Annotated in this window: 20 protein-coding genes and 1 pseudogene; 10 read left to right on the forward strand and 11 right to left on the reverse strand. The window is 64.0% G+C overall.

All coding sequences use genetic code 11. From position 1 onward, the window contains the following. The first annotated feature begins 508 nt into the window (after positions 1-508). The 4 genes and pseudogenes from GA645_RS22800 to GA645_RS22815 form a co-directional block, all read left to right on the forward strand. Complete coding sequence (locus GA645_RS22800; RefSeq protein ID WP_152225710.1) at positions 509-1,978, forward strand: anthranilate synthase component I family protein; 1,470 nt, start codon at positions 509-511, stop codon at positions 1,976-1,978. Then, a complete protein-coding gene (locus GA645_RS22805; protein ID WP_152225712.1) occupies positions 1,975-2,565 on the forward strand; it encodes an aminodeoxychorismate/anthranilate synthase component II in 591 nt (196 codons plus the stop codon). The genes GA645_RS22800 and GA645_RS22805 overlap by 4 nt, the downstream gene beginning before the upstream one ends. A gap of 51 nt (positions 2,566-2,616) precedes the next feature. Further along, positions 2,617-3,420: a LuxR family transcriptional regulator gene (locus GA645_RS22810; protein WP_256676001.1), complete on the forward strand. Its 804-nt coding sequence runs from the start codon at positions 2,617-2,619 to the stop codon at positions 3,418-3,420. 47 nt (positions 3,421-3,467) lie between these two features. After that, positions 3,468-3,773 (forward strand): annotated as a pseudogene (locus GA645_RS22815) (acyltransferase); the annotation flags it as partial. Positions 3,774-4,149: 376 nt separating this feature from the next. Here GA645_RS22815 and GA645_RS22820 read toward each other — a convergent pair. From GA645_RS22820 to GA645_RS22830, 3 genes are all read right to left on the reverse strand, one after another. Further along, positions 4,150-4,863 (reverse strand): OmpA family protein, encoded by a 714-nt coding sequence (locus tag GA645_RS22820; RefSeq protein ID WP_152225714.1) that lies wholly within the window; start codon positions 4,861-4,863, stop codon positions 4,150-4,152. A gap of 94 nt (positions 4,864-4,957) precedes the next feature. After that, positions 4,958-5,599: an MBL fold metallo-hydrolase gene (locus GA645_RS22825; protein WP_152225716.1), complete on the reverse strand. Its 642-nt coding sequence runs from the start codon at positions 5,597-5,599 to the stop codon at positions 4,958-4,960. 88 nt (positions 5,600-5,687) lie between these two features. After that, positions 5,688-6,707 carry an AraC family transcriptional regulator gene (locus GA645_RS22830; RefSeq protein WP_152225718.1) on the reverse strand — a complete coding sequence of 340 codons (1,020 nt, stop codon included), beginning with the start codon at positions 6,705-6,707 and terminating at the stop codon, positions 5,688-5,690. Positions 6,708-6,828: 121 nt separating this feature from the next. Here GA645_RS22830 and GA645_RS22835 point away from each other — a divergent pair, with 121 nt between their 5' ends. Continuing rightward, positions 6,829-7,668: a metal-dependent hydrolase gene (locus GA645_RS22835; RefSeq protein WP_152225720.1), complete on the forward strand. Its 840-nt coding sequence runs from the start codon at positions 6,829-6,831 to the stop codon at positions 7,666-7,668. Between the two features lie 277 nt (positions 7,669-7,945). Here GA645_RS22835 and GA645_RS22840 read toward each other — a convergent pair whose 3' ends face one another. Both GA645_RS22840 and GA645_RS22845 read right to left on the reverse strand, forming a co-directional pair. Further along, entirely contained in the window at positions 7,946-8,884 is a 939-nt protein-coding gene (locus tag GA645_RS22840) for an alpha/beta fold hydrolase (protein WP_152225722.1), read from the reverse strand. Positions 8,885-9,213: 329 nt separating this feature from the next. Next, complete coding sequence (locus tag GA645_RS22845) at positions 9,214-9,858, reverse strand: TetR/AcrR family transcriptional regulator (protein ID WP_152225724.1); 645 nt, start codon at positions 9,856-9,858, stop codon at positions 9,214-9,216. A 97-nt stretch (positions 9,859-9,955) separates the two neighbouring features. Between GA645_RS22845 and GA645_RS22850 the strand changes: the two genes are divergently transcribed. Next, positions 9,956-10,828, forward strand: a complete 873-nt coding sequence (locus tag GA645_RS22850) for a hypothetical protein (protein WP_152225726.1) — start codon at positions 9,956-9,958, stop codon at positions 10,826-10,828. Positions 10,829-11,173: 345 nt separating this feature from the next. Here GA645_RS22850 and GA645_RS22855 read toward each other — a convergent pair whose 3' ends face one another. The 4 genes from GA645_RS22855 to GA645_RS22870 all read right to left on the reverse strand — a co-directional run bounded on the left by GA645_RS22855 (position 11,174) and on the right by GA645_RS22870 (position 19,449). Continuing rightward, positions 11,174-13,900, reverse strand: a complete 2,727-nt coding sequence (locus GA645_RS22855) for a LuxR C-terminal-related transcriptional regulator (RefSeq protein ID WP_152225728.1) — start codon at positions 13,898-13,900, stop codon at positions 11,174-11,176. Between the two features lie 217 nt (positions 13,901-14,117). Then, positions 14,118-15,485, reverse strand: a complete 1,368-nt coding sequence (locus GA645_RS22860) for a DUF1329 domain-containing protein (RefSeq protein ID WP_152225730.1) — start codon at positions 15,483-15,485, stop codon at positions 14,118-14,120. A gap of 152 nt (positions 15,486-15,637) precedes the next feature. Next, positions 15,638-17,560: a DUF1302 domain-containing protein gene (locus GA645_RS22865; protein ID WP_152225732.1), complete on the reverse strand. Its 1,923-nt coding sequence runs from the start codon at positions 17,558-17,560 to the stop codon at positions 15,638-15,640. Positions 17,561-17,766: 206 nt separating this feature from the next. After that, positions 17,767-19,449: a fatty acid--CoA ligase gene (locus GA645_RS22870; protein ID WP_152225734.1), complete on the reverse strand. Its 1,683-nt coding sequence runs from the start codon at positions 19,447-19,449 to the stop codon at positions 17,767-17,769. A gap of 270 nt (positions 19,450-19,719) precedes the next feature. Here GA645_RS22870 and GA645_RS22875 point away from each other — a divergent pair, with 270 nt between their 5' ends. After that, positions 19,720-20,895 (forward strand): acetyl-CoA C-acyltransferase, encoded by a 1,176-nt coding sequence (locus tag GA645_RS22875; RefSeq protein WP_152225736.1) that lies wholly within the window; start codon positions 19,720-19,722, stop codon positions 20,893-20,895. 49 nt (positions 20,896-20,944) lie between these two features. Here the strand turns inward: GA645_RS22875 and GA645_RS22880 are convergent, their stop codons facing one another. Beyond that, positions 20,945-22,129 carry an MFS transporter gene (locus tag GA645_RS22880; protein WP_152225738.1) on the reverse strand — a complete coding sequence of 395 codons (1,185 nt, stop codon included), beginning with the start codon at positions 22,127-22,129 and terminating at the stop codon, positions 20,945-20,947. A gap of 89 nt (positions 22,130-22,218) precedes the next feature. On the opposite strand from GA645_RS22880, the gene GA645_RS22885 reads away from it, so the two are divergent. Then, on the forward strand, positions 22,219-22,995 hold the full coding sequence (locus tag GA645_RS22885; protein ID WP_152225740.1) for a helix-turn-helix domain-containing protein: 777 nt from the start codon (positions 22,219-22,221) through the stop codon (positions 22,993-22,995). 96 nt (positions 22,996-23,091) lie between these two features. On the opposite strand, the gene GA645_RS22890 is transcribed toward GA645_RS22885, so the two are convergent. After that, complete coding sequence (locus GA645_RS22890) at positions 23,092-23,721, reverse strand: LysE family translocator (protein ID WP_152225742.1); 630 nt, start codon at positions 23,719-23,721, stop codon at positions 23,092-23,094. 82 nt (positions 23,722-23,803) lie between these two features. On the opposite strand from GA645_RS22890, the gene GA645_RS22895 reads away from it, so the two are divergent. Then, positions 23,804-24,769, forward strand: a complete 966-nt coding sequence (locus GA645_RS22895; protein WP_152225744.1) for a 2-hydroxyacid dehydrogenase — start codon at positions 23,804-23,806, stop codon at positions 24,767-24,769. Beyond that, on the forward strand, positions 24,766-25,530 hold the full coding sequence (locus tag GA645_RS22900) for a DUF1835 domain-containing protein (RefSeq protein ID WP_152225746.1): 765 nt from the start codon (positions 24,766-24,768) through the stop codon (positions 25,528-25,530). Before GA645_RS22895 ends, GA645_RS22900 begins: the two co-directional genes overlap by 4 nt. Positions 25,531-25,532 lie beyond the last annotated feature (2 nt).

Here is a 25,532-nt window from a genome sequence, read left to right on the forward strand (position 1 = left end):
GGGACTGCATATTTCGACTGCATCGTTTATGCACTGCCAGCCTTTAGCTTTGCTCGTTGACAGCACTGCTAGCAATAAATAGGGCACTAATTGACACGCTATAGGTACGCTGGTAGTTGCGATCTTCATTGATCGCCCACCACAGTGATTAGCCACCACCGGGATATCAAATATTTGCTATTGTCTTTCCGCCCAAACTTGGAACAGCTATTCCAATAGATTTTTTGGCCCCACATTGGCTACTTTTAAAAATATCAATTGGCCTCGCTAACACAGCGAACACCATTGACTGTTTTCTGACAGCCGTTTCCTATCTCGAATTTTCATACACACTTTAGCTCTGCCGGCTACATGGCCATATGAATATTCTGGTCGCAGCAGGCGAAGTTCGGTAGTTCCCCCGCAATTGCAGACGCATTAATAATTCACCTCACACAAAGCGCTTAAACACTTTACGTTAATTAATTTTTATAGCGCCAAAACCGAATTCCAAAAAATGGCAGTTACCATGAAAAACAATACACTATGCATAGATACTCTCCGACATGAAGAGCGTCGAACAACCGATGCACTTGGTATCTATGCACATGCTCTTGAACAATTAGGCCGTGAATCGGTATTTATTCTTGAGTCACTTTCCGGTCCGAGCCGTGATCGACGAGCGACTATCATCGGTCTGGAGCCAATTTTCGAAGTGTGCATCGAAGAAAGGCAGGCATATCTTCGTGGTCAGCCTGACCTTTGCAAGCATCTATACGCCTGCCTGCGTCAACACGGAATGGATATCGGGCCCGACTTGCAGATCGAATTGCATGACCGTGAAGCGGCCTGGGACCTGTTACGCCACATCCAAGACCTGTTCCAGCCTGCCCCGATTGCGCCTCAGAGCCTTGCCTATTTTGGCTACTTCTCGTACGACAGCGTTCGGTTGATCGAGCGCCTACCAAACCTGGCCGAGCAAGCCCACGAGTACCCGCTCATTGCTTTGTCGGTCTATCAGACGCTGGTCTACTTCCATAGCAATGGTGTGGTGGAAACTCTGATCAACAACCACCCACTCTGGAAAACTCGTGGCTTAGAGGACTATCCGTTCCTACACGCTCCTGCGCCCGATAGTGCACAGGAACAACCCCATTACCCGCAGCTGTTCGAAGAAACTCGTACGGTTACACCAGAACAGTTCAATCAACGGGTGGAAGTTGCCATGGAGCACATACGAGCAGGAGATGTGTACCAGATTCAACTGGGCCATGAGATCTGCATTCGTTCCCAGGTCGCTCCATTCGACGTCTACAAAAGCCTGCGCATGCGCAACCCGTCCCCCTACATGTACTTGGCACATATAGGCGGAATTGACTTGATAGGCGCAAGTCCCGAGCTTTTCGTCAGGATCAAGAACGACCTGATCGAGATGCGCCCAATTGCGGGGACCGTGGGTAAGAAACCTGGGGTCGCACCGACTGAGCTGGTATTAGAGTTGACGCGCTCGGAGAAGGAACGAGCGGAGCACCTAATGCTCATCGACTTGTGCCGCAATGACATAGGCCGAGTGTGCCAGGCAGGAACTCTGGAGGTAGATGAATTCATGCTTGTGGAAGAGTATTCGCACCTTTACCACATGGTCTCGAATGTTCGCGGGTTGCTGCGCCCTGATCTGGATGCCTACGACGTGATCAAAGCGTCTTTCCCGGCCGGAACCATGTCAGGAGCGCCCAAGGTCAGGGCAATGGAACTGATCGAAGCTATGGAAAGTAACCGACGTGGAATCTATGCAGGCGCAATCGGCCTGATTGGCTTCGATGGTAACGTGAATACGGCCTTGTGCATTCGTTCTACCGTCCATAACAACGGTACCTATTACCTGCGTGCATCCGCTGGTGTTGTGGCCGACTCGACGCCCGAAATGGAGTGGAAAGAAACACTCTACAAGATGGGGTCAGTTTACCGCGCGGTGACCGGCAAGGAGATCGGGCTATGAAAGTCCATTTAATTGATGCCTACGACAGCTTTGTCTTTATCATCAGCCAATACCTTGAGCAACTCGGATTGGAAGCCCGCGTCGAGCGTCATGATCAGCCTGACCTCATCCACCGGATCGAGGCGTTCGCGCCGGACTTCTGCGTACTGGGCCCAGGCCCTGGTCACCCAGCGGATGTCGGCTATATCGAGCTTATTAGGCATTTTGAGGGACGTCTTCCGCTACTCGGCGTCTGCCTTGGACATCAAGCCCTGGGTCTAGCATACGGTGCTCGGGTATGCCGCGCGCGGCATGTCATGCATGGCAAGGTGAGTGAAATAGAAAACGATGGCAAGGGTGTGTATGCCCATACCTATGGGCGCTCGATCAAGGCTACGCGCTATCACTCTCTGATGATCGAAGACCTCGGCCTGCCCGAATGCCTAGAAGTGACCTCCAGATCCACTGACGATGGTTACATTATGGGAATTCGCCATCGCACACTGCCCATAGAAGGGGTTCAGTACCACCCTGAAAGCATCCTTACGGAAAGCGGTCTAGACCTGTTCCGCAGCTTCATTAATCAGTACCTGAACTCACCTGCATAGCATAACGGTGTCTGGTGCAGTGCACCCTACCGAGGGCTGTCTGATCAAATCATGGGCGAAATGTTTATGGGCAAACACAACGCATCGTTTTTTGCTCACAAGCAGGCAGAGGTGTCTGCGCCATTGGCTATCTTCATGAGCCTTACCAAAGATATCAACCGCTGCGATTGGGAGCGATTGCTTAAAAAAATACTGCGCAAACTAGGTTTCGCCAGCTACTTAGTGAGCTTTGGTCCCGCACGTTTAGACGCCGCAAACCCATTAAAGGGCGTCATGACAAACTTCCCCAGGAACTGGCTGGAGCATTACTGTAGCGCTGGACTCATCGAAATTGATCCCATCATCAAGCATTGCCGCCGGGAGCTGGTACCAATTTTCTGGGCCACCGAACGGCGACGGGCACGTGGTCGCTCAAGGCGCTTCTGGGAGCAACGCGAACAATACGGGCTGCGCAGCGGTCTGAGCATACCGCTACGCTACGAACTTTTCAGGGGGACCCTGAGCGTGGCTTTTGATGACAGCGATGCCGCGGAGCAAGAAGTCTATTCCCTCCTTGCGATAAGTCAGTTGTTTATGCTCGTGCCCTATCTTCTGGCCGGAATGTGCCACCAACTGCGTACCTCTATTCCAGTGCGCCAGGACCTAACGCCGAAGGAATTGGAGTGCCTTTACTGGGCCAGTGCTGGCAAGACGACCTGGGAGATGAGCCATATCCTTACCTGCTCCGAACGAACTATCGACTTTCACTTACTTAATGCCCAACGCAAGCTCGGCTCGGTGAGCCGGCAACATGCCATTGGTGTTGCCGCAGCAAGCGGGCTATTCACATTCGAGGCTGCTACACCACTGCCCTAGCCTGAATAGAGCTTACACCTTCGCCCCTTATTTCAGGAGAGCCCCAAAGGCCCAAGGCCGGCGGCATCGCCTTCGTCCTCGACGCGATGGGCGAGCAGTTGCGCACCCTGGTGAACGTCACCATCCACTACCCCGACGGCCGCCCGACCTTCTGGTGCCTGCTCTCGGGCAAGCTGCGCGAAGTGGTGGTGCGTTTCGAGGAGCTGGAAATCCCGCGCCAGTTCGTCGGCAAGAGCTACGACCAGGACGAGGGCTACCGCGCCGAGTTCCAGCTGTGGGTGAATCAGCTGTGGGAAAGCAAGGATCAGTTGCTGGCGCAGTTGCATCGGGAGTTTCCGGCGGCCAGGGCCTGACACGGTTTACTGGATTCCCGCGTTCGCGGGAATGACACTCTGGATTGTCGCGTCATCCCCGCGAATGCGGGGACCCCAAAACAGACGCCCATGAAAAAGCCCGCCATTTGGCGGGCTTTTTCATGGGCAGAACTTGCTGGGCACCGGTAGGAGCTTAGGGCGCATAACGTTCGACGTTATACGCCGATTGACCTTGCCGGCTGGGCACTCCGAGCGTGGCCATGGCACCGACGATAAGTACGCCCTACGGTGCTGGGTTCCCGCGTTCGCGGGAATGACGCCCAGGTTTATCCCGTCATCCCCGCGAACGCGGGGACCCAAAAACAGACGCCCATGAAAAAGCCCGCCAATCGGCGGGCTTTTTCATGGGCGGTGCTTACTGCTGGTACTGCTGGGTTTGCGCACCCGGCAGGGCCTTCAGGTTCACTTCCACGCGGCGGTTCTGCGCGCGGCCGTTGGCGTCGGCGTTGGACGCGACCGGCTGGTCCGGACCCATGCCACGGGTGCTCACGCGGGAAGCGTCGACGCCCTGGGAGGTCAGGTAGGCGGCCACGGACTGCGCACGGCGCTGGGACAGGTCCATGTTGTGCTGGCGGCTGCCAGTGCTGTCGGTGTAGCCGACGATCTCGATGCTGTTCTGGTTGAACTCCTTGAAGGAGCCAGCCAGGTTGTTCAGGGGGGTGTAGAAGGACTGCGCGATGTTCGCCGAATCAGTGGCGAAGGTGATGTTGCCCGGCATGATCAGCTTGATGTCATCGCCCTGGCGCTCGACCTGTACGCCGGTGCCCTGCATCTGCTGGCGCAGCTTGGCTTCCTGCTTGTCGGCGTAGTAGCCGTAGCCCGCGGCGGCGGCACCGATGGCGGCAGCGCCGATCATCGCGCCCTTGCCACGGTTGTCGTGGTTGATCGCGGCACCGGCGACGGCGCCGGCCAGCGCACCCAGAGCACCATACTTGGCAGTCTTGCTCATGCCACCCTCGGGCGGCGGGGCCTGGGTGTTGGGGTCATACGGATTCTGGGAGGCGCAACCGGCCATGAGAGCGAGGACGGTGGCGGCCGCAACCATGGACAGACTACGAGCAGTGAACATGAAGGAAGACTCCTTGATAACGAATATCGCCCAATTGGGCGGTGCTTAGATCATACACCGACGGAAAAATTCCATTTTTCTGAAAAGCGCGCCGTCAGGCCCGAATGAACGGGTTTTCCCGCATCTCGTCGCCCAGGCAGGTATCCGGGCCATGGCCAGTCACCACGGTCGCCTCCTCGTCCAGCGAATACAGGCGTTGGCGGATGGAGCGTTCGATCGTGTCGTAGTCGCCGCCCCACAGGTCGGTGCGACCGATGCTGCGGCGGAACAGGGTGTCGCCGGCGATCAGCAGCTTGTCCTTAGGGAACCAGAAGCTCATGGAGCCCGGCGTATGCCCCGGGGTGTGCAGCGCCACGCCGCAGCCGCAGGCCAGCTCCTCATCGTCCGCCAGCCACTGGTCCGGCGACGGCACCGGCGTATAGGGCACGCCGAACATGCGGCACTGCATCTCCAGGTTGTCCCAGAGGAACTGGTCGTCCTTGTGCAGGTGCAGGGTGGCGCCGGTCTTTTCCTTCATCTGCCCGGACGCGAGGAAGTGATCCAGGTGCGCATGGGTGTGGATGATGCTGACCACCTTCAGCCCCAGCGCGTCGAGGCGCTGCAGGATGAGTTCGTGATCGCCGCCCGGATCGACGACGATGGCCTTCTTCGTCAGCGGGTCGCCGATGATGGTGCAGTTGCACTGCAACGGGCCGACGGGGAAGGTTTCGCGGATCAGGGCAGGCTGTTCGCTCATCGAAGACTCGCTCGGTTGCGGAAAAATGCGGCGGACAGTTTCGCCGATTCCGCCGCGTCCTGGCGAGTCGCCGCTCCGATTCGATGGTTCAGTCGGCCTGGCGGTAGTCCGTGGGCAGTTTTCCGGTCCACTTGCGGAACGCGCGGCGGAAGTTCGACGGGTCGTTGAAACCCAGCAGCAGCGCGATCTCGTAGAGCGGCAGATGCGTGGTGGTGAGGTATTGCAGGGCCAGGCGCTTGCGCACGTCGTCGAGCACTTCCTGGTAGGTCGTGCCCAGGTTCGAAAGATGTCGACGCAAGCTTCGACCGCTGGTGTGCAGCTCGCCGGCCACGACCTCAAGGTCCGGAAACTCGCCGGGGCGCGCCAGCAGCAGGCGGCGGATGCGGGTCAGCAGGCCTTCCTGCACGTCCAGGGTGGCCAGCAGGGCCTCGCACTGTTGCTCGCACATCTGCACGGTGGCCGGGTTGGCCAGGGCCATGGGCCGCGCCAGGTACTCGCTGGGCAGGCCGATGAAGTGGAACGGCTGGTCGAACAGCACCTCGCCGCCGAATACCTCGGCGTAACGCGCGGCGTAGGCCGGCGCGGAATGGCCAAAACCGACGCTGACGCCCTGCAGCGGTTCGCCGACGAGGAAGCGGGCGATGGTGTACAGGCTGGTCATCAGACCTTCGGCGGCGAAGCGACTGGTAGGGCCGAGGGGAATCGACTCGCTGGCCCGCAGGTAGGAGACGCCGTTGTCCTCCACCATCTCCAGGTCGTAGGCCAGACCGAGCACGCGGTAGTACTTCAGGGCGAAGGCGATGGCGCGTTCGAGGTTGGCGCTGGAGAGCACCGCATAGCCAAGGATGCCGTGGGTGGAGACATTCAGTCGCTGCCCCAGGAGCAGGCCGAAGGCCGGCTCGTTGCAGTGCGCCAGGGCGGTACTGGAGAGCTGATGGAAGTCGATGAAGGACAGGCGGCCGTTGGGGCTCTGCAGCACCTCGGGGCGCACCCGGGCCAGTTCGAACAGGCGCGCGCGCGGCACGCCCAGTTCCTCGGCAAGATCGAGCAGCGCCTGCGCATAGGCGACGGGCACCAGTTCGGCGGTGAAGTTGAGCGGTTGTTTCATCGTTTTTCTTGTGTCGACCGCTGGCCGGATATGACCGGAAAGTTGGCAGACAATAACCTTGTGACGCTTTCCCTACAAGCCCACAGTACTGACCATGGATAACCACAACAATGGAGCCGCCATGGCCAGCACCACCCCCGCAGGACTGGAGATCAAGCCCCGGCACATGGACTTCGATCTGCCCGATCCGCTGCCGCGTCACTGGCATAGTGGAGACGCCTTCAAGTCCCATCTGTTCGACGCCATGTCGGTGCTCTTCCCCGACGGCGAGCGCTTCTTCATCGACTCGGTGCGGCAGTTCCGCGACCAGATCACCGACCCGGTGCTCAAGGAACAGATCCGTGGCTTCATCGGCCAGGAAGGCCACCACAGCCGTGAGCACCTGACCTACAGCCAGCGCCTGCGCGACCTGGGCTACGACGTCACCGCCATCGAGAAACGCGCCCAGGCGCGGATCCGCTTCACCCAGAAGAAATTCCCGGCCAAGCGCCAGCTGGCGGCGACTGCCGCGCTGGAGCACATCACTGCGATCATGGCCAACGGGCTGCTGACCGACCCGCGCACCATGGCAGGCGCCGACCCGGTGATGCAGCGCCTGTGGCGCTGGCACGCGCTGGAGGAAACCGAGCACAAGGCGGTGGCCTTCGACGTCTACAACCAGGTCTGCGGCAGCCGCGAGCTGCTGCGCCGGGCGATGCGCATGGCGACCTTCTTCTTCGTGCTGGATACCTTCCGCGGCCTGGTGCACATGCTCAAGGTGGACGGCCTGCTGTGGAACTGGCGTGTCTGGCGCGACGGCATCAAGTGGACCTGGGGCAAGCACGGCGTGTTCCGCCCGTTGCTGCGCGAGTACCTGGACTTCTTCAAGTCCGACTTCCACCCCTGGCAGCACAACAACCTCGATGTGCTGTACGAGGTGCGCAAGGAATACGACCCGCAGCCGCTGGCACACGCGGGCTGACAGGTTTGCCGCTTGTGAACACCGCCCCGCGCTGTCGGGGCGGTTTTGTTTCTGGGCGGAGAACCCTGTTGGAGCGCGCCCTGCGCGCGATCGCGGGCATGGCCCGCTCCTACAGATCGGCTCCGGCGCCTGGGCTCGGGTAGGAGCGGATTCATCCGCGATCGGCGTCACCCAGATGGCGGACGTGCCGGTGGAGAGCGCTCGCGGACGGAGTCCGCTCCTACGCCCAATGAAAAGCCCGGCACAGGGCCGGGCTTCTCATTGGAACGGTTACGCCTCAGGCATGCAGGAAGCGCAACGCATCCGCCGCCGACTCCTGGGGAATCTCCTCCATCGGTATATGTCCCACGCCCGGATAGACCTTCACCTCGATCCCCGGCACGTCGCGTTGCCACATCGGCACATGGCGCGGCGAAATCCAGCGGTCGCGCTCGCCCCACATCAGCATCGTCGGCACCTTGAGCTCCGCCACCCGAGTCGGGGTGCCGGTCAGTTCCTCGCGATTGGCCTTCACCAGCACGCGGAAGATATCGATCATCGCCCGGCGGTTACCCGGACGGCGGCTGATTTCGTAGTAGCGGTCGATTACGCCGGGCTTGATCTTGCGCGCATCGCCATAGACTTCCTTGATGCCCTGGGCCACCAGCGCACGCGGCATCCACATCGGCATCAGGATGCCGGCGCCCGGCAGCACGGCGCTGGCGATCATCAGCGGAACCTTCTGCATGTAGTAGCCGGCCGGGTCGATCAGGATCAGCCGCTCCACCCGGTGCGACTGGGCCAGCGCGTAGTTCCAGGCGATGTAGCCGCCCAGGGAATTGCCGGCGATGGAGACCTGCTTGAGGTCCAGGCGGTCGAGGAACATGCCGAACACCTTCACCAGGCGCTCGCCACTGTATTCACGATCGCGACCACCGCCGGTGAGGCCGAAGCCCGGCACGTCGAGGCGGATGATGCGGAAGTGCTCGGAGAGCTCGGCAACCCAGCCGTCCCAGGTGTGCAGCGAGGCCATCACACCATGGACCATCACCAGCACCGGCTTGTCGCGGCTGCCTTCGTCACGGTAATGAATGTCGAAGCCGTCGACATTGATGAAGCGCGAACCGGTGTCCGGCGCGGCGTAGCGACTCTTCAGCGCGGCCAGCGACAGGGGGCCGAAACCGTAGCGGGCCAAGCCCTCGGCCAGTGGCGGTTGCAGAGACAGGGTGGCGGACATGGACGAGTGACTCCCGTGCTTGTTGTTCTCGAATCCCGATCACACCACAGCCCGTTCGCCGCCGCGCCCAACCTAGGTTCTGTACGAAAAGTCGTCGAGCGAATGTGAGGCGAGGCGCAACGACCATCGGGAGTAACAGCCGAAGGCTGGCCCGAAGGGCGAGCGCCAGCGAGTCAAATCGGTGAGGATGCGGAGTTAACTGCAGTTAATGAGCAGGACTCGCTCCGCTCGCCCCTTCGGGGCCGCACTGAAGTGCGTTAGCCACAAGCGGCTTCCGAATCGATTTTTAACGAAGCATCACCAATGCGCAGACACTTTTCGTACAGAAGCTAGGTAGGGCGTGAGCAGAGCGTCGTCACCAACAGGTCGCCGATGACCTGCTTGACCTCGCCCAGCGGCGTCTCGCCGCCCTTGCCCAGCAGCTCCAGCGAGGTGGCCTCCAGCGCCCAGATCAGCGCCTGGTAGGTCAGCACCGCATGCTCCACACCCTCGCCCTGGAAGCGTTCTTCCAGCAGCGCCCGCAGCTCCCGGTGTGCTTCGGCCCGATGGGCAGCGAGGGGCGAGTCGGCGCGCAGCGCCTCCTCGTGCATCAGGCGGATGATCGGCCCCACTGCCAGGTGATAGTCGAAGAAGCGCTCGACCATCGCCCGCAGCCAGGCATCGGTGCTGCCGGCGTCGGTGCGCATCTCGCGAAAGCGCATCAGCAGCAGTTGCACCGCCGTGCGGTAGATGCCTTCGAGCACGTCGAGCTTGCTCTGGAAGTACTTGTAGAAGGTGCGCCGCGACACCTTGGCGGCGTCGAGCAGGTCGTTCACCGTGGTATCGGCCAGCCCCTTGGCGACGAATACCGGGATGCTCGCCAACTGGATGTTGGCCCGTTGCAGATGCCCCACCAACGGCCCCTCGCTCTGGCGCGCCACCGCGCCGATACCGCCGAGGTCCTCGAAGACCGCGCTGACCGCTGCCGATTCCATCGCCCCTCCCCGTTCACCCAACCAAGGCGCGGGATGACGCCGGCCCCCGGCCTCGCTAACCTAGGCCGACCGCCCCCCGCGCAAGGAAAGCCCGTTCGTGCCGAACCTACCACGCCGTCTGCTCTGGCCGCTGGCCATCCTTTTGCTGGTTCTCTGCCGCCCCGCCTTCAGCGCCGACCTGTACTACCTCGGCCAGAAGATCCCTGACATCAAGCGCCCCTGGACCAGCGCCGATTACCAGGTGCTGATCGACGCACTGAAGAAGATCGACGAGTCCCAGGCCAACGGCCTGCCCCGGCGCAGCGGCGAGTTCACCGGGCCGATCTACCAGCGCATGGTCAGCGAGGAGAACTTCCGCCCGCAGCTGAACATCTACGCCCCGCTGGAGCTGCGGCAGAGCGAGGCGCGCGAGGTGCTGTTCAAGCTCAAGGAGCTGATGCGCCTGTACTTCGACTTCCGCGCCGCCAAGCAGCCCTACGGCGCCGAGGCGCTGGGCTTGATGAGCTATTCGCTGCGCGAGCAGGCGATCCTGTTCAACCTGACGGTGGAGTTCTGGATGACCCTGGCGCAGAACGAGCAGCGCAACCCGGTGCGCCTGCAAGGCATGCAGGAAGCCAAGGCCGCCGCCTCGATGCTCACCAGCAGCGCACTGGACTATCTCGGCCTGACGGCCCAGTTCGACCGCCAGGACCTGGTCCTCTACAGCGCCGAGCTGGCCAAGCAGTTGCCCGAACTCTTCATCCACCTGCCGCAGGAAGTCCGCGCTCAGTTGCTGATGCGCGTCGACGAACTGGCGCAGAAACATGCCTACGCCGAAGTGCGCGACAACATGCGCGATCTGCTGCCGGTGCTGCAGGCAATCCAGGATGACGTGCAGAAGCAGCTGGCCGCTCCGGCGAAGGGACAGGCGGTGCCCAAGGGGCTGGATCTGAGTGCGCCAGCGGAGCCGGAGAAGAAGAAGGCGATGTGAGCCTGGCGCCGGCCGGGAAGGTTTCACTGACCTGCAGGAGCGCGCCCACATCGCCTTTCTAAAAAGCGGCCCGCTCCTACACGAGTCGGTTACGTAGGAGCAACTGTCTTCTGGGCTCCCGCGTTCGCGGGAGTGACGGTGCTATGCGCCACTCCACACGTCATCCCCGCGAACGCGGGGACCCAGAAAACAACGTAGGAGCGGACTCCGTCCGCGATGACTTCCCACCCGCTGAGCAGTCTCAGGCCGATCGCGGACAGAGTCCGCTCCTGCAACTGCCGCCGGAGTTTCCCTGGGTGAAACGCAATCCGCCGAAGCGCGCAAACTGAAAGCTACGCTGGCGCCCTAGCGCAACAACCCCATCTCCTTCGCCCGCGCCACCGCCTGGGTGCGGCGTTCCACGCCGAGCTTGTCGTTGATGTGTCGCGCGTGGCTCTTGACCGTGTGCAGGGAGATGAACAGGCGATCGCTGATCTCCTGGTTGGAACAGCCCTGGGCGATCAGCTCCAGTACCGCCAGCTCGCGCCCACTCAGGCACTCCGTGACCTGCCCGCTGCGTTCCGGCGCCGCCGGCAGGCGCTCGCGCAGCGCCTCCAGCTCGGCCGTCACGGTGCGGACGCCCAGTTGCTCGCGCAACCAGTCCGGCTGCTGCAGCAGTGTCTCGTGCAGCGGCAGCACCAGGCCGCCCACCAGGGCGCCCAGGCACTCTTCCAGCAACAGCTCCGCCTCGCCTTCGCGCCCTTCCTGCAACAGCAGCGCGAGCAGTTGCCCCTGCGCCACCCGGGCCTGCAGTTGAGCGCCAACCTCGAGCGCGCCGCTGGCCACCGCACGCAAGCGCGCTTCGGCGGCCTCGGGCTGGCCATCGCGGCGCTCCAGTAGCGCCTGGAGCATCTCGACGTTGCGCGGCAGCTGCGGTGAACACTCCGGCGCCGTGGCCGACTCCGCGCCGGTATAGGTATCGCGCAGGCGCTCCAGCCAGGCCGCCGCCAGTTCGGTCTGGCCCTGGCCGAGCCAGAGCTCGCATTTGATCAGGGTGATGGCCGACAGGTAGTAGACCGGCGGCACATCCCAGACATGCATCATCCGCTCGACCTCGGCGAGATAAGCGAAGGCACGGGTGTAGTTGCCCAGCCGCCCCTCCAGGCTCGCCAGCACGCAGAAACCGATGACCAGGCTGATATCCCGGCAGGCGCGCGCCTCTTCGATCCCGGCCTTGAGATGCTTGCGCGCCTCGTCCGGCTGCAGCGCGAGGCTGCGCAGATAGCCCTGGTAGAGCATCAGCCGCCCGCGCACGGCGTAGCGGCGCTGCCCCGACAGACTGGACAGCCGCGCCAGCCCCTGGCGCACCTCCTCTTCGGCACGCAGCACTTCGCCGCGGGCCTGCAGGACGCGGGCACGGTCGTAATGCACCATGGCCTCGAACAGCGGATTGCCGAAACGCTGCGCCAGCTCCAGGGCATCGCGGTTCAGGCTGCGCGCACGCCACAGGTCGTCGCGGACGATGGCCAGGTTGCTCAGGGTCGACAGGCACAGCAGGCGCGGGCCGAAACGCTCCGGTCCGAGCCCTTGCAGGGCCTCTTCGCAGTGTCGCTCGGCGGTCGCGATGTCGCCGCGGCCACGGGCCACCACGCCGGCCAACGCCTGCCACTGGGCCATCAGGTCGCGCTGGGTGACCGCGTCGGCTGCCGGCAGGAAGCGCGACAGTTGCAGCGCCAGTTCCTCGGCCGCATCCAGTTGACAGGCCAGCGCCAAGGCCCAGCTGTACAGCACGATCAGACGCGGGGTGCTGGCCAGCAGGCTATCGGGCAGGTCCATCTTCCAGCGCAGCAGGGTGGCAACGTTCTGCTCGGCCAGCAGTTGTTCCTCGGACAGGCTCTGCACCAGGTTCGCCGCCACTTCCGGGTGGCCGGCGCGCAAGGCCTGTTCCACCGCGTCGTCGAACAGCCCCTGGGCGCTGAACCAACGGCAGGCGCGCAGATGCAGTGCCGCCGCCGAAGGACCGGAGCCGGGCAGCGGGCGCGCCAGCAACAGGTCGGAGAACAGGTGGTGATAGCGGAACCACTGGCCCTGCTCGTCCAGCGGGACCAGGAACACCTGGTGCTGCTGCAGGTGGCGCAGGATCGAGGCACTGTCGTGGGTGTCGCGCAGGGCGTCGCAGAGCTCGGCGGAGAAGCGCTCGAAGCGCGCGGTCTGGTAGAGGAAGACCTGCACCTCCGGCGACTGCTTGTCGATCACTTCTTCCAGCAGGTAATCGCGGATCAGCTCCTCGGCGCCATGTACCGACAGATCGGGCACCTTCGCCGCCAACTCGTCGCCGTGGGCCAGCAGCCACAGACGCAGGCCGGCGATCCAGCCCTCGCTGCGTTCGACCAGGTTATCCAGGGCGTTGTCGTCCAGCTGGGCGCCGTTGGCGGACATCAGCCGCGCGGTTTCCTCGGCGGTCAGGCGCAGGTCCTGTTCGCTGAACTCCAGCAGTTGCCGGGACAGGCGCAGGCGCGCCAGGTGCCAGTCGGGACGCTGGCGGCTGGTGACCAGCAGCACCAGGCCGGGAGGCTGATGATTGAGGAGGAACTGCAGGCAACGGTCGAGTACCGCGCCCTGGGCCAGGTGGTAGTCGTCGAGCACCAGCAGCAGCGGCCGATCGACGCTCAGGCTGTCCACCAGCTCGTCGAGCAGGTCGTCGAGCCAGGCTTCGAAGGCGAACGGCTGATGCCGCTGGCGCATCTTCAGGATGCCCAGCGCCTCTTCGCCCAACATGGGGAAATGCAGGCGCAAGCCTTCGAGCAGGCGTTCAAGGAAACGCCCCGGATCGCTGTCCCTGGCACTGAGCCCCAGCCACAGACTGCGCCATTGGCTTTCCAGCGTCTGACAGAACTCGATGGCCAGTGAGCTCTTGCCGAACCCCGCCGGCGCAGACACCAGAATCAGCCGTCCCGCAAGCCCGGAGGCCATGCGTTCGCACAACCGCGAGCGCGAAACGTGGCCATGCGGCAGCGGCGGCCGGAAGAATCGGCTGCCCCCTGTGCTGGCGGGAACCTCGGTCAGTCTTGGCAGAGTCGAGAAGTCGGTCATCAGCCTGGCTCTTGCTCTAGCTCTTGTCTCTATGTGGACGCAGCCTAGCCGCTCGCGAGCGGTATTTGAAGCCGATTTTGTTACCGTTGCCCACAAGATGACCAGAAGTCTTCCGACATTCCGCCCTCTAATTCATCTGACAGATGACCGCCCATAAAAAAACCGGCCCGAGGGCCGGTCTTTTCTCACCGCGGAACCACCCGTGGGGATCGGGGGATCAGCGAACGCCTTCCTGGCGCAGCGCTGCCGGGGTGAAGTCGCTTTCCGAAGCGCTGTAGTTGAAGTCGTAGGCAGATTTCTCCTCGTTCTTCAGACCCAGCACCAGGTAGCGACCGGACAGCAGGTCATACAGGGTTTCGGCGGTGTACCACGGTACCTGGTAGTTGTAGTAGTACTGGTTGAACGCCTCGGCCACGCGCCACAGGGTGCCACGGCCGTCGTAGTGGTCGATCTCCACGGCCTGCCAGGTGTCCTCGTCGATGAAGAAGTCACGCTTGGCATAGATGTGGCGCTCGCCCGGCTTCAGGGTGGCGGTCACGTGCCACACGCGGTGCAGTTCGTAGCGTGTCAGGTCCTGGTTCAGGTGGCCGGGCTTGATGATGTCGGCGTACTTGAGCTTGGGATCGTCGAGCTTGTAGTTGTTGTACGGGATGTACAGCTCCTGCTTGCCCACCAGTTTCCAGTCGTAGCGGTCCGGCGCGCCGTTGTACATGTCCAGGTTGTCGGAGGTACGCAGGCCGTCGGCGGCGGTACCCGGGCCGTCGTAAGACACCTGTGGAGCGCGGCGTACACGGCGCTGGCCGGCGTTGTACAGCCAGGCCAGGCGCGGTTCCTTCACCTGGTCGAGGGTCTCGTGCACCAGCAGGACGTTACCGGCCAGGCGTGCCGGCGCGGTGACGCGCTGCTTGAAGTAGAACAGCACGTTGCTCGGCTTGCTGGCGTCGTAGTCCTTCAGGTCGGTGCGGAAGACGAATTCGTCCTGGAAGTACACCAGCGAGTAGGAGCCGTTCACCTGCGGGGTGGCCTGGGTCACCAGACGACGCACGTGGCCGCCACGGTAGCGGGTGATGTGGTTCCAGATGACCTCCAGGCCATCCTTCGGAATCGGGAAGGGGTTGGCGGTCTGGAAGTTCTGCAGGCCGTTGCCGCCCTGCACCAGAGTGGTGGTGGTGGCGTTCTTCTTGGTCGCCGCCAGCACGCTGTCCGGCACGGTGGCGGTACGGTGCGAGGTGTACACCGGCATCTTGTAGGTGTCGGGGTAGCGCTTGAACATGGCCTGCTGGCCGGGGGTCAGCTTGGCCTTGTACTGCTCCATGTTCTGCGCGGTGATGGTGAACAGCGGCTTCTCGCTGGCGAACGGGTCGGAGAGGAAGCCCTTGCTGTCGGCGGAGCCTGCGTTCTTCGCCAGGCCTCCGGTCCAGGCCGGGATACTGCCGTCGGCGTTGCCGGCCTTTTCCGCGCCCATCGGGGTCAGGGTGGAGCCGAGCTTGGCCGCTTCGTCGGCGGAGACAGCCGCCATCACCTGGGTGGCGAGCAGGCTGAGCGCGAGGGCTCCGGTGTGCAGCAGGATCTTTGTTGTTCTCATTCGTTTATCGTCCTCGTTGAGTCTGTGCCCTCCGCGGTGGCCACCCCTTGCGGGACGGGTCGCGGGTTGTATCTGCTGCACCGCCGGCCGGTTCAACCGACCGGCGGATGGCCCGCTGCGGGAGCGGGCCGGATACCGGTTGAACGACCGGTTTAGAAGTTCACCCCGAAGCTGAGGCTGACGAAGTCGCGATCATCGACGGTGGAGTACTTGCCGTCGAAGTAGGTGGTGTAGGCCAGGCTCGCGGTGTAGGTGTTCAGGTAGTCGGCGTCGACGCCCATGCTGACCGCCTTGCGGCCTTCTTCGAAGTTGCCGCCCGGGCCGGGCGAGTAGCCGCTCACGTCATGCTGCCAGGCCACGTTGGGCTTGAGGTTCACCCCGGCGAAGACGTCGTTGTAGTCCCAGATCGCCCGGGCGCGGTAGCCCCAGGAGTCGGCGGTGGTGAAACCTTCGCTTTCGCAGTTGCGGCTGACGTTGGGGACGTTGGTGGCGCCCAGGGTGGAGATGTTCAGGGCTTCGCAGGTCGGCGCGCCGTTGAGGGTGCCGGCCAGCGGGCCAGGGCCGAACACCGGGTCACGGCCATAACGCGCCTTGCTCTGGCTTTCCAGGCCGCCGACGTGGGTCCAGCCGACCTCGCCCACCATGGTCAGACGCTCGGCGCCCATGACCTGGTCGAAGAAGTGGGTGAAGGTGGTCTGCAGCTGGGTGATTTCCTTGCGGCGGTAGCCGTGCAGGTCTTCACCGGCACTGCCGGTCAGCACCGAGGCGTTGTTGTAGATGTGGTTGCCGCCGATGGCCACCGGGTCCAGGCCGGAATAGAGGATATCGGTGGTGTTCAGCTGTACCGGAGCGTTCGGACGGTAGCTGATCTCGCCCTGCCAGGCGGTGCCGGTGGGCAGCGTGGTGGAGAAGCTCAGGCCGTACAGGTGGATGTCTTCCGGATACTCGATAAAGTAGCTGGAGTTACCGGCCATGGCCGCTGCACCGGCCTGCGCCGCCAGGGACGGGCTGATGGCGGCGATGTTGGTGATCAGTTGGTTGATCTGCTGCACCTTGGAGGCATCGGCGCCACGACCGCTGAAGATCGGCAGACGGCTGTGATAGTTCATGTAGTAGCCGCCGAACTCGGTATTCACGGTGTCGGCGAAGTACTTCATGGACAGGCCGTACTGACCGCTGTCGCGGGCATCACGGTCCGGACCGCGCTGGACCACGATACCTTCGTTCCACGGCGACGGGGTCACCGCCAGGTTCGGGCCGAGCAGGCTGTTCAGGGTGCGGATCGAGTTGGGGTTGTTGGTCAGCACCGCGAGGTTCTGGTTACAGCCATCAGCGACCACGTCCGGCTGGGAGAAGAAGGTGCCGCAGTTGTCGACCACCGTCTGGTCCCACTCCAACTGGTAGAAACCTTCGGCGGAGAGGTTATCGGTGAGGTTCTGCGACATGTAGAACATGTTCACCGGCACCAGGGCTTCCTTGATCTCGGAGCCCGGACGGCGGAAGGCGGTCACGTCGAACGGGTTGATCACGCTGATACCGTTCTGGATGAAGGTACTTTCACCCCAGTTCACCACCTGCTTGCCCAGGCGCACTGTGCCCGGCAGTTCGGCGATGGTGTAGTTGTGGTAGATGAAGGCGTCGAGCAGTTCGGAACCGGAGGCCTTGGCGGCTTCCTTGCGGCCGTCGTCGCTGAGCGGCTTGAAGTCGGTGTTCTCGTCCTTCTGTTCGAAGTCGTACCAGTACTTGCCGCGCAGGAAGATGCCGGTGTCCTGGTATTTCAGCTCGAGGTCGTGGATGCCCTTGAAGATCTTCGAGAAGGTTTCGCCGGCCTTGTAGTTCAGGTGGCCGTCGTCGGAGGTCTGCGACAGACCCTTGCCGCCGTTGTTGACGCCGATGAGGTTCTTGTTCGGATTCTGCGTCGACCAGCTGGCCCCCACGGACAGCGACGAGTCGAACGAACCTTCGATTTCCCCGATGTTGAAGGTGACGGCGGAAGCGGGTGTCGCCAGCGTAGAAGCCAGGCTGACGGCCAGCGGCAAACGCGCCAGTCGCCAGATATGTTGCAAGGTTTTCATCGACGCTACTCCATGTGTTTTTTGTTATGAGTAGCGGCGACTATATCGGCGGCGTTACACAGCTTGATCCCTCTAAAGTGTGATTTCTCCTACGAAGTCCCTGACTAGACAGTCGCGCGGGCCAGAGACGGCGTCATCACTGGCCCGCGCCGCGCCAAGCGCTTGCTTGGCACGGATGCTTCACGCACTGACCAACCGGTCGTCGCTCAAACCGTGGAGAGAAAGGCGCTGCCAGCCTCCTGCCATTGGGCGATGTCTACCCGGATACGCTTCTTGTCGAGCTTGCCGACGCTGGTCTTGGGAACTTCAGTAACAACGGCGATCTGGGACGGAATCGCCCACTTGTTGATGTTCCCCTGCTCGACGAAAGGCTTGAGGTGCTCCTTGAGTCCCTTGGCGTCCAGCGACTGGCCTTCGCGCATCACCAGCAGGGCGAACGGCCGCTCGCCCCATTGCGGGTCGGGCACCCCCACCACCGCGACTTCGCGCACCGCCGGGTGACGGCTGATCAGGTCTTCCAGCTCCAGTGAGGACAGCCACTCGCCGCCGGTCTTGATCACATCCTTGATGCGGTCGCGGATGTCGATGAAGCCCATGCCGTCGAGGGTCGCCACGTCGCCGGTGTGCATCCAGCCGCCGGCCCAGAGCTCCTCGCCCTTCTGCGGCTCCTGGAAATAGCCCTGGGTCAGCCAGGGCGCGCGCAGCACCAGCTCACCCTGGGATTCACCGTCGGCCGGAAGGAACTGGCCATGCTCGTCCATGATCGCCGCCTCTACCATCGGCACCGGCACGCCCGCCTTGATCCGGTAGGTGGTGCGCTCATCCTCGCTGCCGGCGCGCAGTTCCTGGTTGAGGTAGCCGCAGGAAATCAGCGGGCAGGTCTCGGACATGCCGTAGGCGGCGGTCAGCTGGATGCCGCGGGCCTTGGCCGCGTCGTAGAGCGCGTGGTTCAGGGCGCTGCCGCCGATGATGATCTTCAGCCCACCGAAGTCGTAGTCCTTGGCGCCAGCGGCGTTGAGCATCATCTGCAGGATGGTCGGCACGCAGTGGGAGAAGGTCACCTTCTCCTCACGGATCAGCTTGCACAGCAGCTCCGGCTCGTAACGGCCCGGATACACCTGCTTCACCCCCAGCATGGTGGCCACGTACGGCACGCCCCAGGCGTGGACGTGGAACATCGGGGTGATCGGCATGTAGACGTCATCGGTGCCCATCAGGCGGATGCTGTCCAGGCTGCCGATGGTCGAGGCCATCGCCAGGGTGTGCAGCACCAGCTGGCGGTGGGTGAAGTACACGCCCTTGGGGTTACCGGTGGTGCCGGTGGTATAGAAGGTGGTGGCCACCGAGTTCTCGTCGAAATCGGGGAAGGCGTAGCGCGGGCTGGCGGTGGCCAGCAGGGTCTCGTATTCGCCCACGCAATTGGGCAGCGCGCAGGTCTTGTCGGCGCCGTCGGTGATCAGCAGGGTCTTCTCCACCGTGGTCAGCTGGCTGGCGATGCCCAGGTAGAGCGGCACGAACTCGCTGTTGACCAGCACGAAGCGGTCGTCGGCGTGGTTCATGGTGTAGAGGATCTGGTCCGGAGAAAGGCGGATGTTGATGGTGTGCAGCACCGCACCGATCATCGGAACGGCGAACATGCACTCCAGGTAGCGATGGCTGTCCCAGTCCATCACCGCCACGGTATCGCCAGCCTTGACCCCGGCTTCGGTCAGCACGTTGGCCAGCCGCGCCACGCGCTCATTGAAGGTGGCGTAGGTGTAACGCACGCTGTCGCGATAGACGATTTCCCTGCCCTTTTCATAACGGCTGCCCGACAGCAGCAGGCTCTTGATCAGCAACGGGTACTGGTAGGCGTTCTGTGCAGCAGGGATGACGCGGGTTTTCAGCATGGCGGGACACTCTCACGGCTGGATTTCTAGATGGAATACATCAGGATGATTGCGACTCTAGAGGCCTCCCCGTGTCCGTTCATCAGTCAAAAGAATGATTTGTCGATGACTCTTTGGCGACATCCAGTCACGCGGTAGAATCCACCCCGCCCGGTCGTTCACGACCGGCCCCTTACCCGGAGCCCGGGTATGGCCTGCTTCCAACGCAGTTCTGCCGACACACAGCCGGTCAAACGCGGGCTCGTACAACAAGAGCGAAGAGGTAGTTTCATGTCCGAGATCGTCATCGTCAGCGGCGCCCGTACTCCCATGGGCGGCTTCCAGGGCAGCCTGTCCGGCGTTCCCGCCGTGGAACTGGGCGCCGTCGCCATCCGCGAAGCCATTGCCCGTGCGGGCATCCAGCCCGAAGACGTGCAGGAAGTGATCATGGGCAACGTACTGCCCGCCGGTCTGAAGCAGGGCCCGGCCCGCCAGGCAGCGCTGAACGCCGGCCTGCCCGCCGCCACCGGCTGCACCACCATCAACAAGCTCTGCGGCTCCGGCATGAAGGCCGTGATGCTGGCCCACGACCTGCTCAAGGCGGGCACCAACGAGGTGATGGTCGCCGGCGGCATGGAAAGCATGTCCAACGCGCCCTACGTGATCGAGAAAGCCCGCACCGGCCTGCGCATGGGCCACGGCGAGATCAAGGACCACATGTTCCTCGACGGCCTGGAAGACGCCCGCACCGGCCGCCTGATGGGCTCCTTCGCCCAGGAAACCGCCGACCAGTACGGCGTGACCCGTGAGGAAATGGACGCCTACGCCATCGAATCCCTCAAGCGCGCCCAGGCCGCCATCAAGGACGGTTCGCTGGACTCGGAAATCGTTCCGGTCACCGTCACCACCCGCAAGGGCGAGACCGTGGTGAAGGACGACGAGCAGCCGCTGACCGCCAACCTGGACAAGATCCCGAGCCTGAAGGCTGCGTTCAAGAAAGACGGCACCATCACCGCCGCCAACGCCAGCTCCATCTCCGACGGCGCCTCCGCGCTGGTCCTGATGACCGCTGAAGAAGCCGCGCGCCGTGGCCTGAAGCCGCTGGCGAAGATCGTCGCCCACGCCACCCAGAGCCAGGACCCGGCCGAGTTCACCCTCGCCCCGATCGGCGCCATGACCAACCTGTTCAAGAAGGCCGGCTGGACCAAGGACGACGTGGACCTGTTCGAGATCAACGAAGCCTTCGCCATGGTCACCATGCTCGCCATGCGCGAACACGGCCTGGACCACGCCAAGGTCAACGTCTACGGCGGCGCCTGCGCCCAGGGCCACCCGGTCGGTTCCACCGGCTCGCGGATCATCATTACCCTGATCAACGCCCTGCAGAAGAAGGGCGGCAAGCGCGGCGTCGCCTCGCTGTGCATCGGCGGCGGCGAAGCCACCGCGGTGGCGATCGAGCTGGTCTGATCTGGCATCAGGCATGAAAAAGGGGCGCCTCTGGCGCCCCTTTTTCGTATCAGGCCGCCGCCACCTTAGGCGCATGCGGCGCGGTGCGCGGGAACACCACCGCGGCCAGGAAGGTGATCGCCCCCAGCCCCGCCAGGATCAGGTAGAGCCCGGCCAGCCCCTGGCGCGGCTCGATGTAGCTGATCAGCGGGATCGCCGCCGCGCTCGCGCCGAAGGACACGAAGTAGCGCAGGGCGAACACCCGCGCCTGCCATTGCGGCGCGACGAAATTGGCGACCATCGCGTCGTTCACCGTCACCTGGCCGAACACCGCGAACATGAACAGCGCGCCGACCACCGCCACCGGCCAGCCCTGGGCATAGGCCAGCGCCACCAGCAGCGGCCCCTGGCAGAAGGTCATGATCAGGAACGGCCCCTTGAGGCTGAAGCGGTCCAGCAGGCGGCCCATGATCAACTGCGCCACGGCGCCGAAGGCATAGGCCAGGCTGACCACCACGCCGAGGCTTTCCGGCGAGGCGAGCAGTTCCTCCAGCCGCACCTGGAACAGGCGCGGATAGGTCACGGTGCTGGCGTTGAACACCACGCCGCCGGTGGCCGTCACCAGCGCCAGCACGCCGAACACCCGGCGCATCGACAGCTTCTGTCCGCCCAGGCCGCGCGGTGCCGGATGCTGCACCGCCACCGGCGCCTCGGCACGGACCTGCCAGGCGAAGCCGATGCCGATCAACACAGCGATAGCCCCCGGCAGGATGAACGCGGCACGCCAGCCGAAATGCGCGGTGAGGAAGCCGGTCAGCAAGGCGGCGAAGGCCACACCAAGGTTGCCCCACATGCCGTTGATGCCGATCTCGTGGCCACGATTCTGCGCGTGGGCCACCAGCATCGCCGTGCCCACCGGGTGGTAGATGGCGGCGAACACGCCGATCAGAGTGAGGCCGGCGACCAGCAGCGGCACCGAGCTCGACAGCCCGGTGAGAATCGACGCCGTGCCAATGCCGAAGAAGAACAGCTGCATCATGTGCCGGCGGTCCCACTTGTCGCCCAGCCAGCCCGCCGGGATCGAGCAGGCGCCGAAGGCGATGAAACCGCCCAGGGACAGGCCGATCATCTGCGCGTAGGTCAGGCCGAAGCTCTGCGTCATGCCCAGCACGGCGGCCGGGAAGATCAGCATGAACATGTGGTCGATGATGTGGGCGGCGTTGATGTAGCGGATGATCGTTCGAGGTCGGGACATGGTGTCGGGCGCTCGGCTTGGGTGGGAGGAAGGTCCATGCTAGGTTGTCGGCAAAACGCAGACCTGACAGAAAAGTCATCGAACCCGACATGCACCTGCACATTCCCCAGGACTCACGCCTCGCTGCGATCGGCCTCGACTACGTCGATGGTCACCACGTGCAGCCCCATGACCATCCGCAGGCGCAGCTGCTCTACGCCGCCGGCGGCCTGATGCGGCTGGTCACCCGCCAGGGCGCCTGGGTCATCCCGCCAACCCGCGCGGTATGGATTCCGCCGGGCATCAGGCACGAGATCCACATGTCCGGCGAGGTGCACATGCGCACCCTGTTCATCCGCGCCGACGCCTGCCCGGAGAACCTGACCGACTGCTGCGTGCTGGCGGTCACGCCGCTGTTGCGGGAAATGATCCTGCGCTGCATCCACTGGCAGGCGCAGCCGGGCGAACCGGCACTGCCGCTGCTGGAGCAGCTCGTCCTGCGGGAGATCGCCACTCTGGAGCGCCTGCCGCTGGCCCTGCCACTGCCGGCCGACCGGCGCCTGCAGGCGATCTGCAAGGCACTGCTGAAGCACCCCGAGCACCCGCACACCCTGGAGGACTGGGGCCAGCAGGTGGGCGCCAGCTCGCGCACGCTGGCGAGGCTGTTCCGCCAGGAACTGGGCATGAGTTTCCAGGAATGGCGCCAGCAACTGCGCCTGACCGAAGCCCTGCCGCGCCTGCTGGCCGGCGAAAGCGTACAGAGCGTCGCCGCCGCGCTCGGTTACACCAGCGGCCGGGCGTTCAGTGCGATGTTCAGGCGGCTGCTGGGGGAGAACCCGCGAGAGTATTTGCAGGCGTTGGCGCAGTTGGCGGAACTCAAGGTCTGACCCCGGCGTGGCACCGGCCCCCAGTAGGAGCGCCCCATGGGCGCGATCGCGGGCATGGCCCGCTCCTACGGGTGAGTCCAGCGCGGCCCCGCGCTTTCAATGCAGCTCGGTGAACGCCAGCTTGATCCCCAGCCCCACCAGCACCACGCCCATCGCCCGGTCGAACCAGTGGCCCATGCGGGCGAAACCGGCGCGCACGCGCTGCTGGCTGAACAGCAGCGCCACCAGGCAGAACCAGACGGCCGTCGCGCAGGCCAGGTACACGCCATAGCCAGCCTGCACCAACAGCGGCGTGTGCGGGTTGATCACCACGGTGAACAGCGAGAGGAAGAACAGCGTGGCCTTAGGATTCAGGCCGTTGGTGACGAAGCCGGCGACATAGGCCCCGCGCGCGGTGCGTGCCACCGGCGCAGTGATGGTTTCGGCCGCCGCCGGGTCGGCCGGGCGAGCGCGCAGCGCCTTGAAGCCGATGTACAACAGGTAGGCCGCTGCCAGCCACTTCAGCGCGTTGAACAGGACGATGGACTGCGACACGATCAGGCCGATGCCCAGCAGCGAATAGGTGACGTGAAGGAAAATCGCACTGCCCACCCCCAGCGCCGTCCAGGTCCCGGCGCGGCGCCCGTGGGTCACGCTCTCGCGCACCACCACGGCGAAATCCGGACCGGGGCTGGCGACCGCCAGCAGATGGATGAATGCCACGGTGAGAAATTCCGTCCAGTACATCGCGCCTCCGCAGAGCGTTCGGAAAACAGTTAGGCTGACTACCTTACGTCACGCCGAATCACTGCAAAAGGTACAGCTACCCATGAACAGCGCTCGCGCCGTCTTCCTCGACCACGCCTCCCTCGACCTCGGTGACCTCGACCTCGCGCCGCTGCGCGCGCAGTTCGGCGAGATGGTCCTGCACGGGCGCAGCGATGCAGAGCAGGTGGCCGAGCGGCTCGAAGGCGCGCAGGTGGCGATCAGCAACAAGGTGCGCATCGGTGCCGAAGTCTTCGAGCGGTGCCCGGAGCTCAAGCTGATCCTGGTGGCCGCCACCGGCACCAACAACGTCGACCTCGATGCCGCGCGAAAGCACGGCGTGATCGTCAGCAACTGCCAGGGCTACGGCACCCCATCGGTGGCCCAGCACACGCTGATGCTGCTGCTCGCCCTGGCCACCCGCCTGCCCGACTACCAGGCCGCCGTCCGCGCCGGGCGCTGGCAGCAGGCGCCGCAGTTCTGCCTGCTGGACTTCCCCATCGTCGAGCTGGAAGGCAAGACCCTCGGCCTGCTAGGCCACGGCGAACTGGGCGGCGCGGTGGCGAAGCTGGCCGAAGCCTTCGGCATGCGCGTGCTGCTCGGGGCACTGCCAGGCCGTCCGCCGCGCGCCGATCGCCTGGCGCTGGACGAGCTGTTGCCGCAGGTCGACGCCCTCACCCTGCACTGCCCTCTGACCGACGCCACGCGCAACCTGATCGGCCAGCGAGAACTGGACCTGATGAAGCCCAAAGCCTTCCTGATCAACACTGCCCGCGGCGGCCTGGTGGACGAGCAGGCGCTGGCCGACACCCTGCGCCGCGGCCATCTGGGCGGCGCCGCCTTCGACGTGCTCAGCGTGGAACCGCCCAAGGACGGCAACCCGCTGCTGGCCGGCGACCTTCCGCGCTTCATCCTCACCCCGCACAGCGCCTGGGGCAGCCGCGAGGCGCGACAGCGCATCGTCGGCCAGTTGAGCGAGAACGCCGCCGGCTTCTTCGCCGGTGAGCCGCGCCGGGAGGTGGCGCCATGAGCCTGCATCTGGTCTGCGGCGACGGCGCCGCCGATGCCCTGCACCGGGCGGTGGAAGCCGGCGTACTGGTCGAGAAGCGAATCCGCGTGATGCCGGACGATCTGGCCGTCGGCCCGCTAAGCGATGTGGATAACCCACCCTGCCAGCAACGTGCCGCGTTCTGGCATGAGCTGGGCGGCGAAGTCCTGCGCGAGCGCGAGATCGCCATCGAATTGGGCACCGACCTGAACTGGCTGCGCAGCCCGGACGCCAGCATCGTCACCCTCTGGCACGGCGACAGCGCCAGCGAACAACTGCTGTTGCGCCGCATCTGCGCCCTGCTGCCGGCACACGTCACCCTGCGCAGCGTCGGCGCCGGCAGCGGCCAGTGCCGCTGCGACGATCGCCACGCCATCGCCATGCTCAAGCCCGTTGAACTGGCCAATGCCCTGGCCGCCAGCCATGAAGTAGACGCCACCGAACGCCAGTGCCTGGGCGAGGACTGGCAGCGCGCCCTGGCCGACAATGCCGAACTGCGCCTGTGGCTCGACGGCCAGTTGAGCGGCGTCGGTTATGAGCACATCGACCGCGTCCTGCTGGACAGCGCCAGCGAATCCTGGCGGCCGGTGCAATCGGTGATCGGGCCGACCATGGCCTATGTCGAGGGTCTGTTCGTCAGCGACCTGCTGGCCGCCTGGCGCCTGCGCGAACAAGTCGCGGCGGGGCACCTTGCGCTGCGTGGCGAGGACTTCTGGAACAACGCCGAGGTGCGGCTCGCCTAGGC

The organism is Pseudomonas sp. SCB32 (assembly GCF_009189165.1).
GTDB lineage: Bacteria > Pseudomonadota > Gammaproteobacteria > Pseudomonadales > Pseudomonadaceae > Pseudomonas.

Bases quoted from the DNA above. Each gene is read 5' to 3' on its own strand.
- GA645_RS22800 (WP_152225710.1), top strand. From the start codon at position 509: ATGAAAAACAATACACTATGCATAGATACTCTCCGACATGAAGAGCGT.
- GA645_RS22805 (WP_152225712.1), top strand. From the start codon at position 1,975: ATGAAAGTCCATTTAATTGATGCCTACGACAGCTTTGTCTTTATCATC.
- GA645_RS22810 (WP_256676001.1), top strand. From the start codon at position 2,617: ATGGGCGAAATGTTTATGGGCAAACACAACGCATCGTTTTTTGCTCAC.
- GA645_RS22820 (WP_152225714.1), bottom strand. From the start codon at position 4,863: ATGTTCACTGCTCGTAGTCTGTCCATGGTTGCGGCCGCCACCGTCCTC.
- GA645_RS22825 (WP_152225716.1), bottom strand. From the start codon at position 5,599: ATGAGCGAACAGCCTGCCCTGATCCGCGAAACCTTCCCCGTCGGCCCG.
- GA645_RS22830 (WP_152225718.1), bottom strand. From the start codon at position 6,707: ATGAAACAACCGCTCAACTTCACCGCCGAACTGGTGCCCGTCGCCTAT.
- GA645_RS22835 (WP_152225720.1), top strand. From the start codon at position 6,829: ATGGCCAGCACCACCCCCGCAGGACTGGAGATCAAGCCCCGGCACATG.
- GA645_RS22840 (WP_152225722.1), bottom strand. From the start codon at position 8,884: ATGTCCGCCACCCTGTCTCTGCAACCGCCACTGGCCGAGGGCTTGGCC.
- GA645_RS22845 (WP_152225724.1), bottom strand. From the start codon at position 9,858: ATGGAATCGGCAGCGGTCAGCGCGGTCTTCGAGGACCTCGGCGGTATC.
- GA645_RS22855 (WP_152225728.1), bottom strand. From the start codon at position 13,900: ATGACCGACTTCTCGACTCTGCCAAGACTGACCGAGGTTCCCGCCAGC.
- GA645_RS22860 (WP_152225730.1), bottom strand. From the start codon at position 15,485: ATGAGAACAACAAAGATCCTGCTGCACACCGGAGCCCTCGCGCTCAGC.
- GA645_RS22865 (WP_152225732.1), bottom strand. From the start codon at position 17,560: ATGAAAACCTTGCAACATATCTGGCGACTGGCGCGTTTGCCGCTGGCC.
- GA645_RS22870 (WP_152225734.1), bottom strand. From the start codon at position 19,449: ATGCTGAAAACCCGCGTCATCCCTGCTGCACAGAACGCCTACCAGTAC.
- GA645_RS22875 (WP_152225736.1), top strand. From the start codon at position 19,720: ATGTCCGAGATCGTCATCGTCAGCGGCGCCCGTACTCCCATGGGCGGC.
- GA645_RS22880 (WP_152225738.1), bottom strand. From the start codon at position 22,129: ATGTCCCGACCTCGAACGATCATCCGCTACATCAACGCCGCCCACATC.
- GA645_RS22885 (WP_152225740.1), top strand. From the start codon at position 22,219: ATGCACCTGCACATTCCCCAGGACTCACGCCTCGCTGCGATCGGCCTC.
- GA645_RS22890 (WP_152225742.1), bottom strand. From the start codon at position 23,721: ATGTACTGGACGGAATTTCTCACCGTGGCATTCATCCATCTGCTGGCG.
- GA645_RS22895 (WP_152225744.1), top strand. From the start codon at position 23,804: ATGAACAGCGCTCGCGCCGTCTTCCTCGACCACGCCTCCCTCGACCTC.
- GA645_RS22900 (WP_152225746.1), top strand. From the start codon at position 24,766: ATGAGCCTGCATCTGGTCTGCGGCGACGGCGCCGCCGATGCCCTGCAC.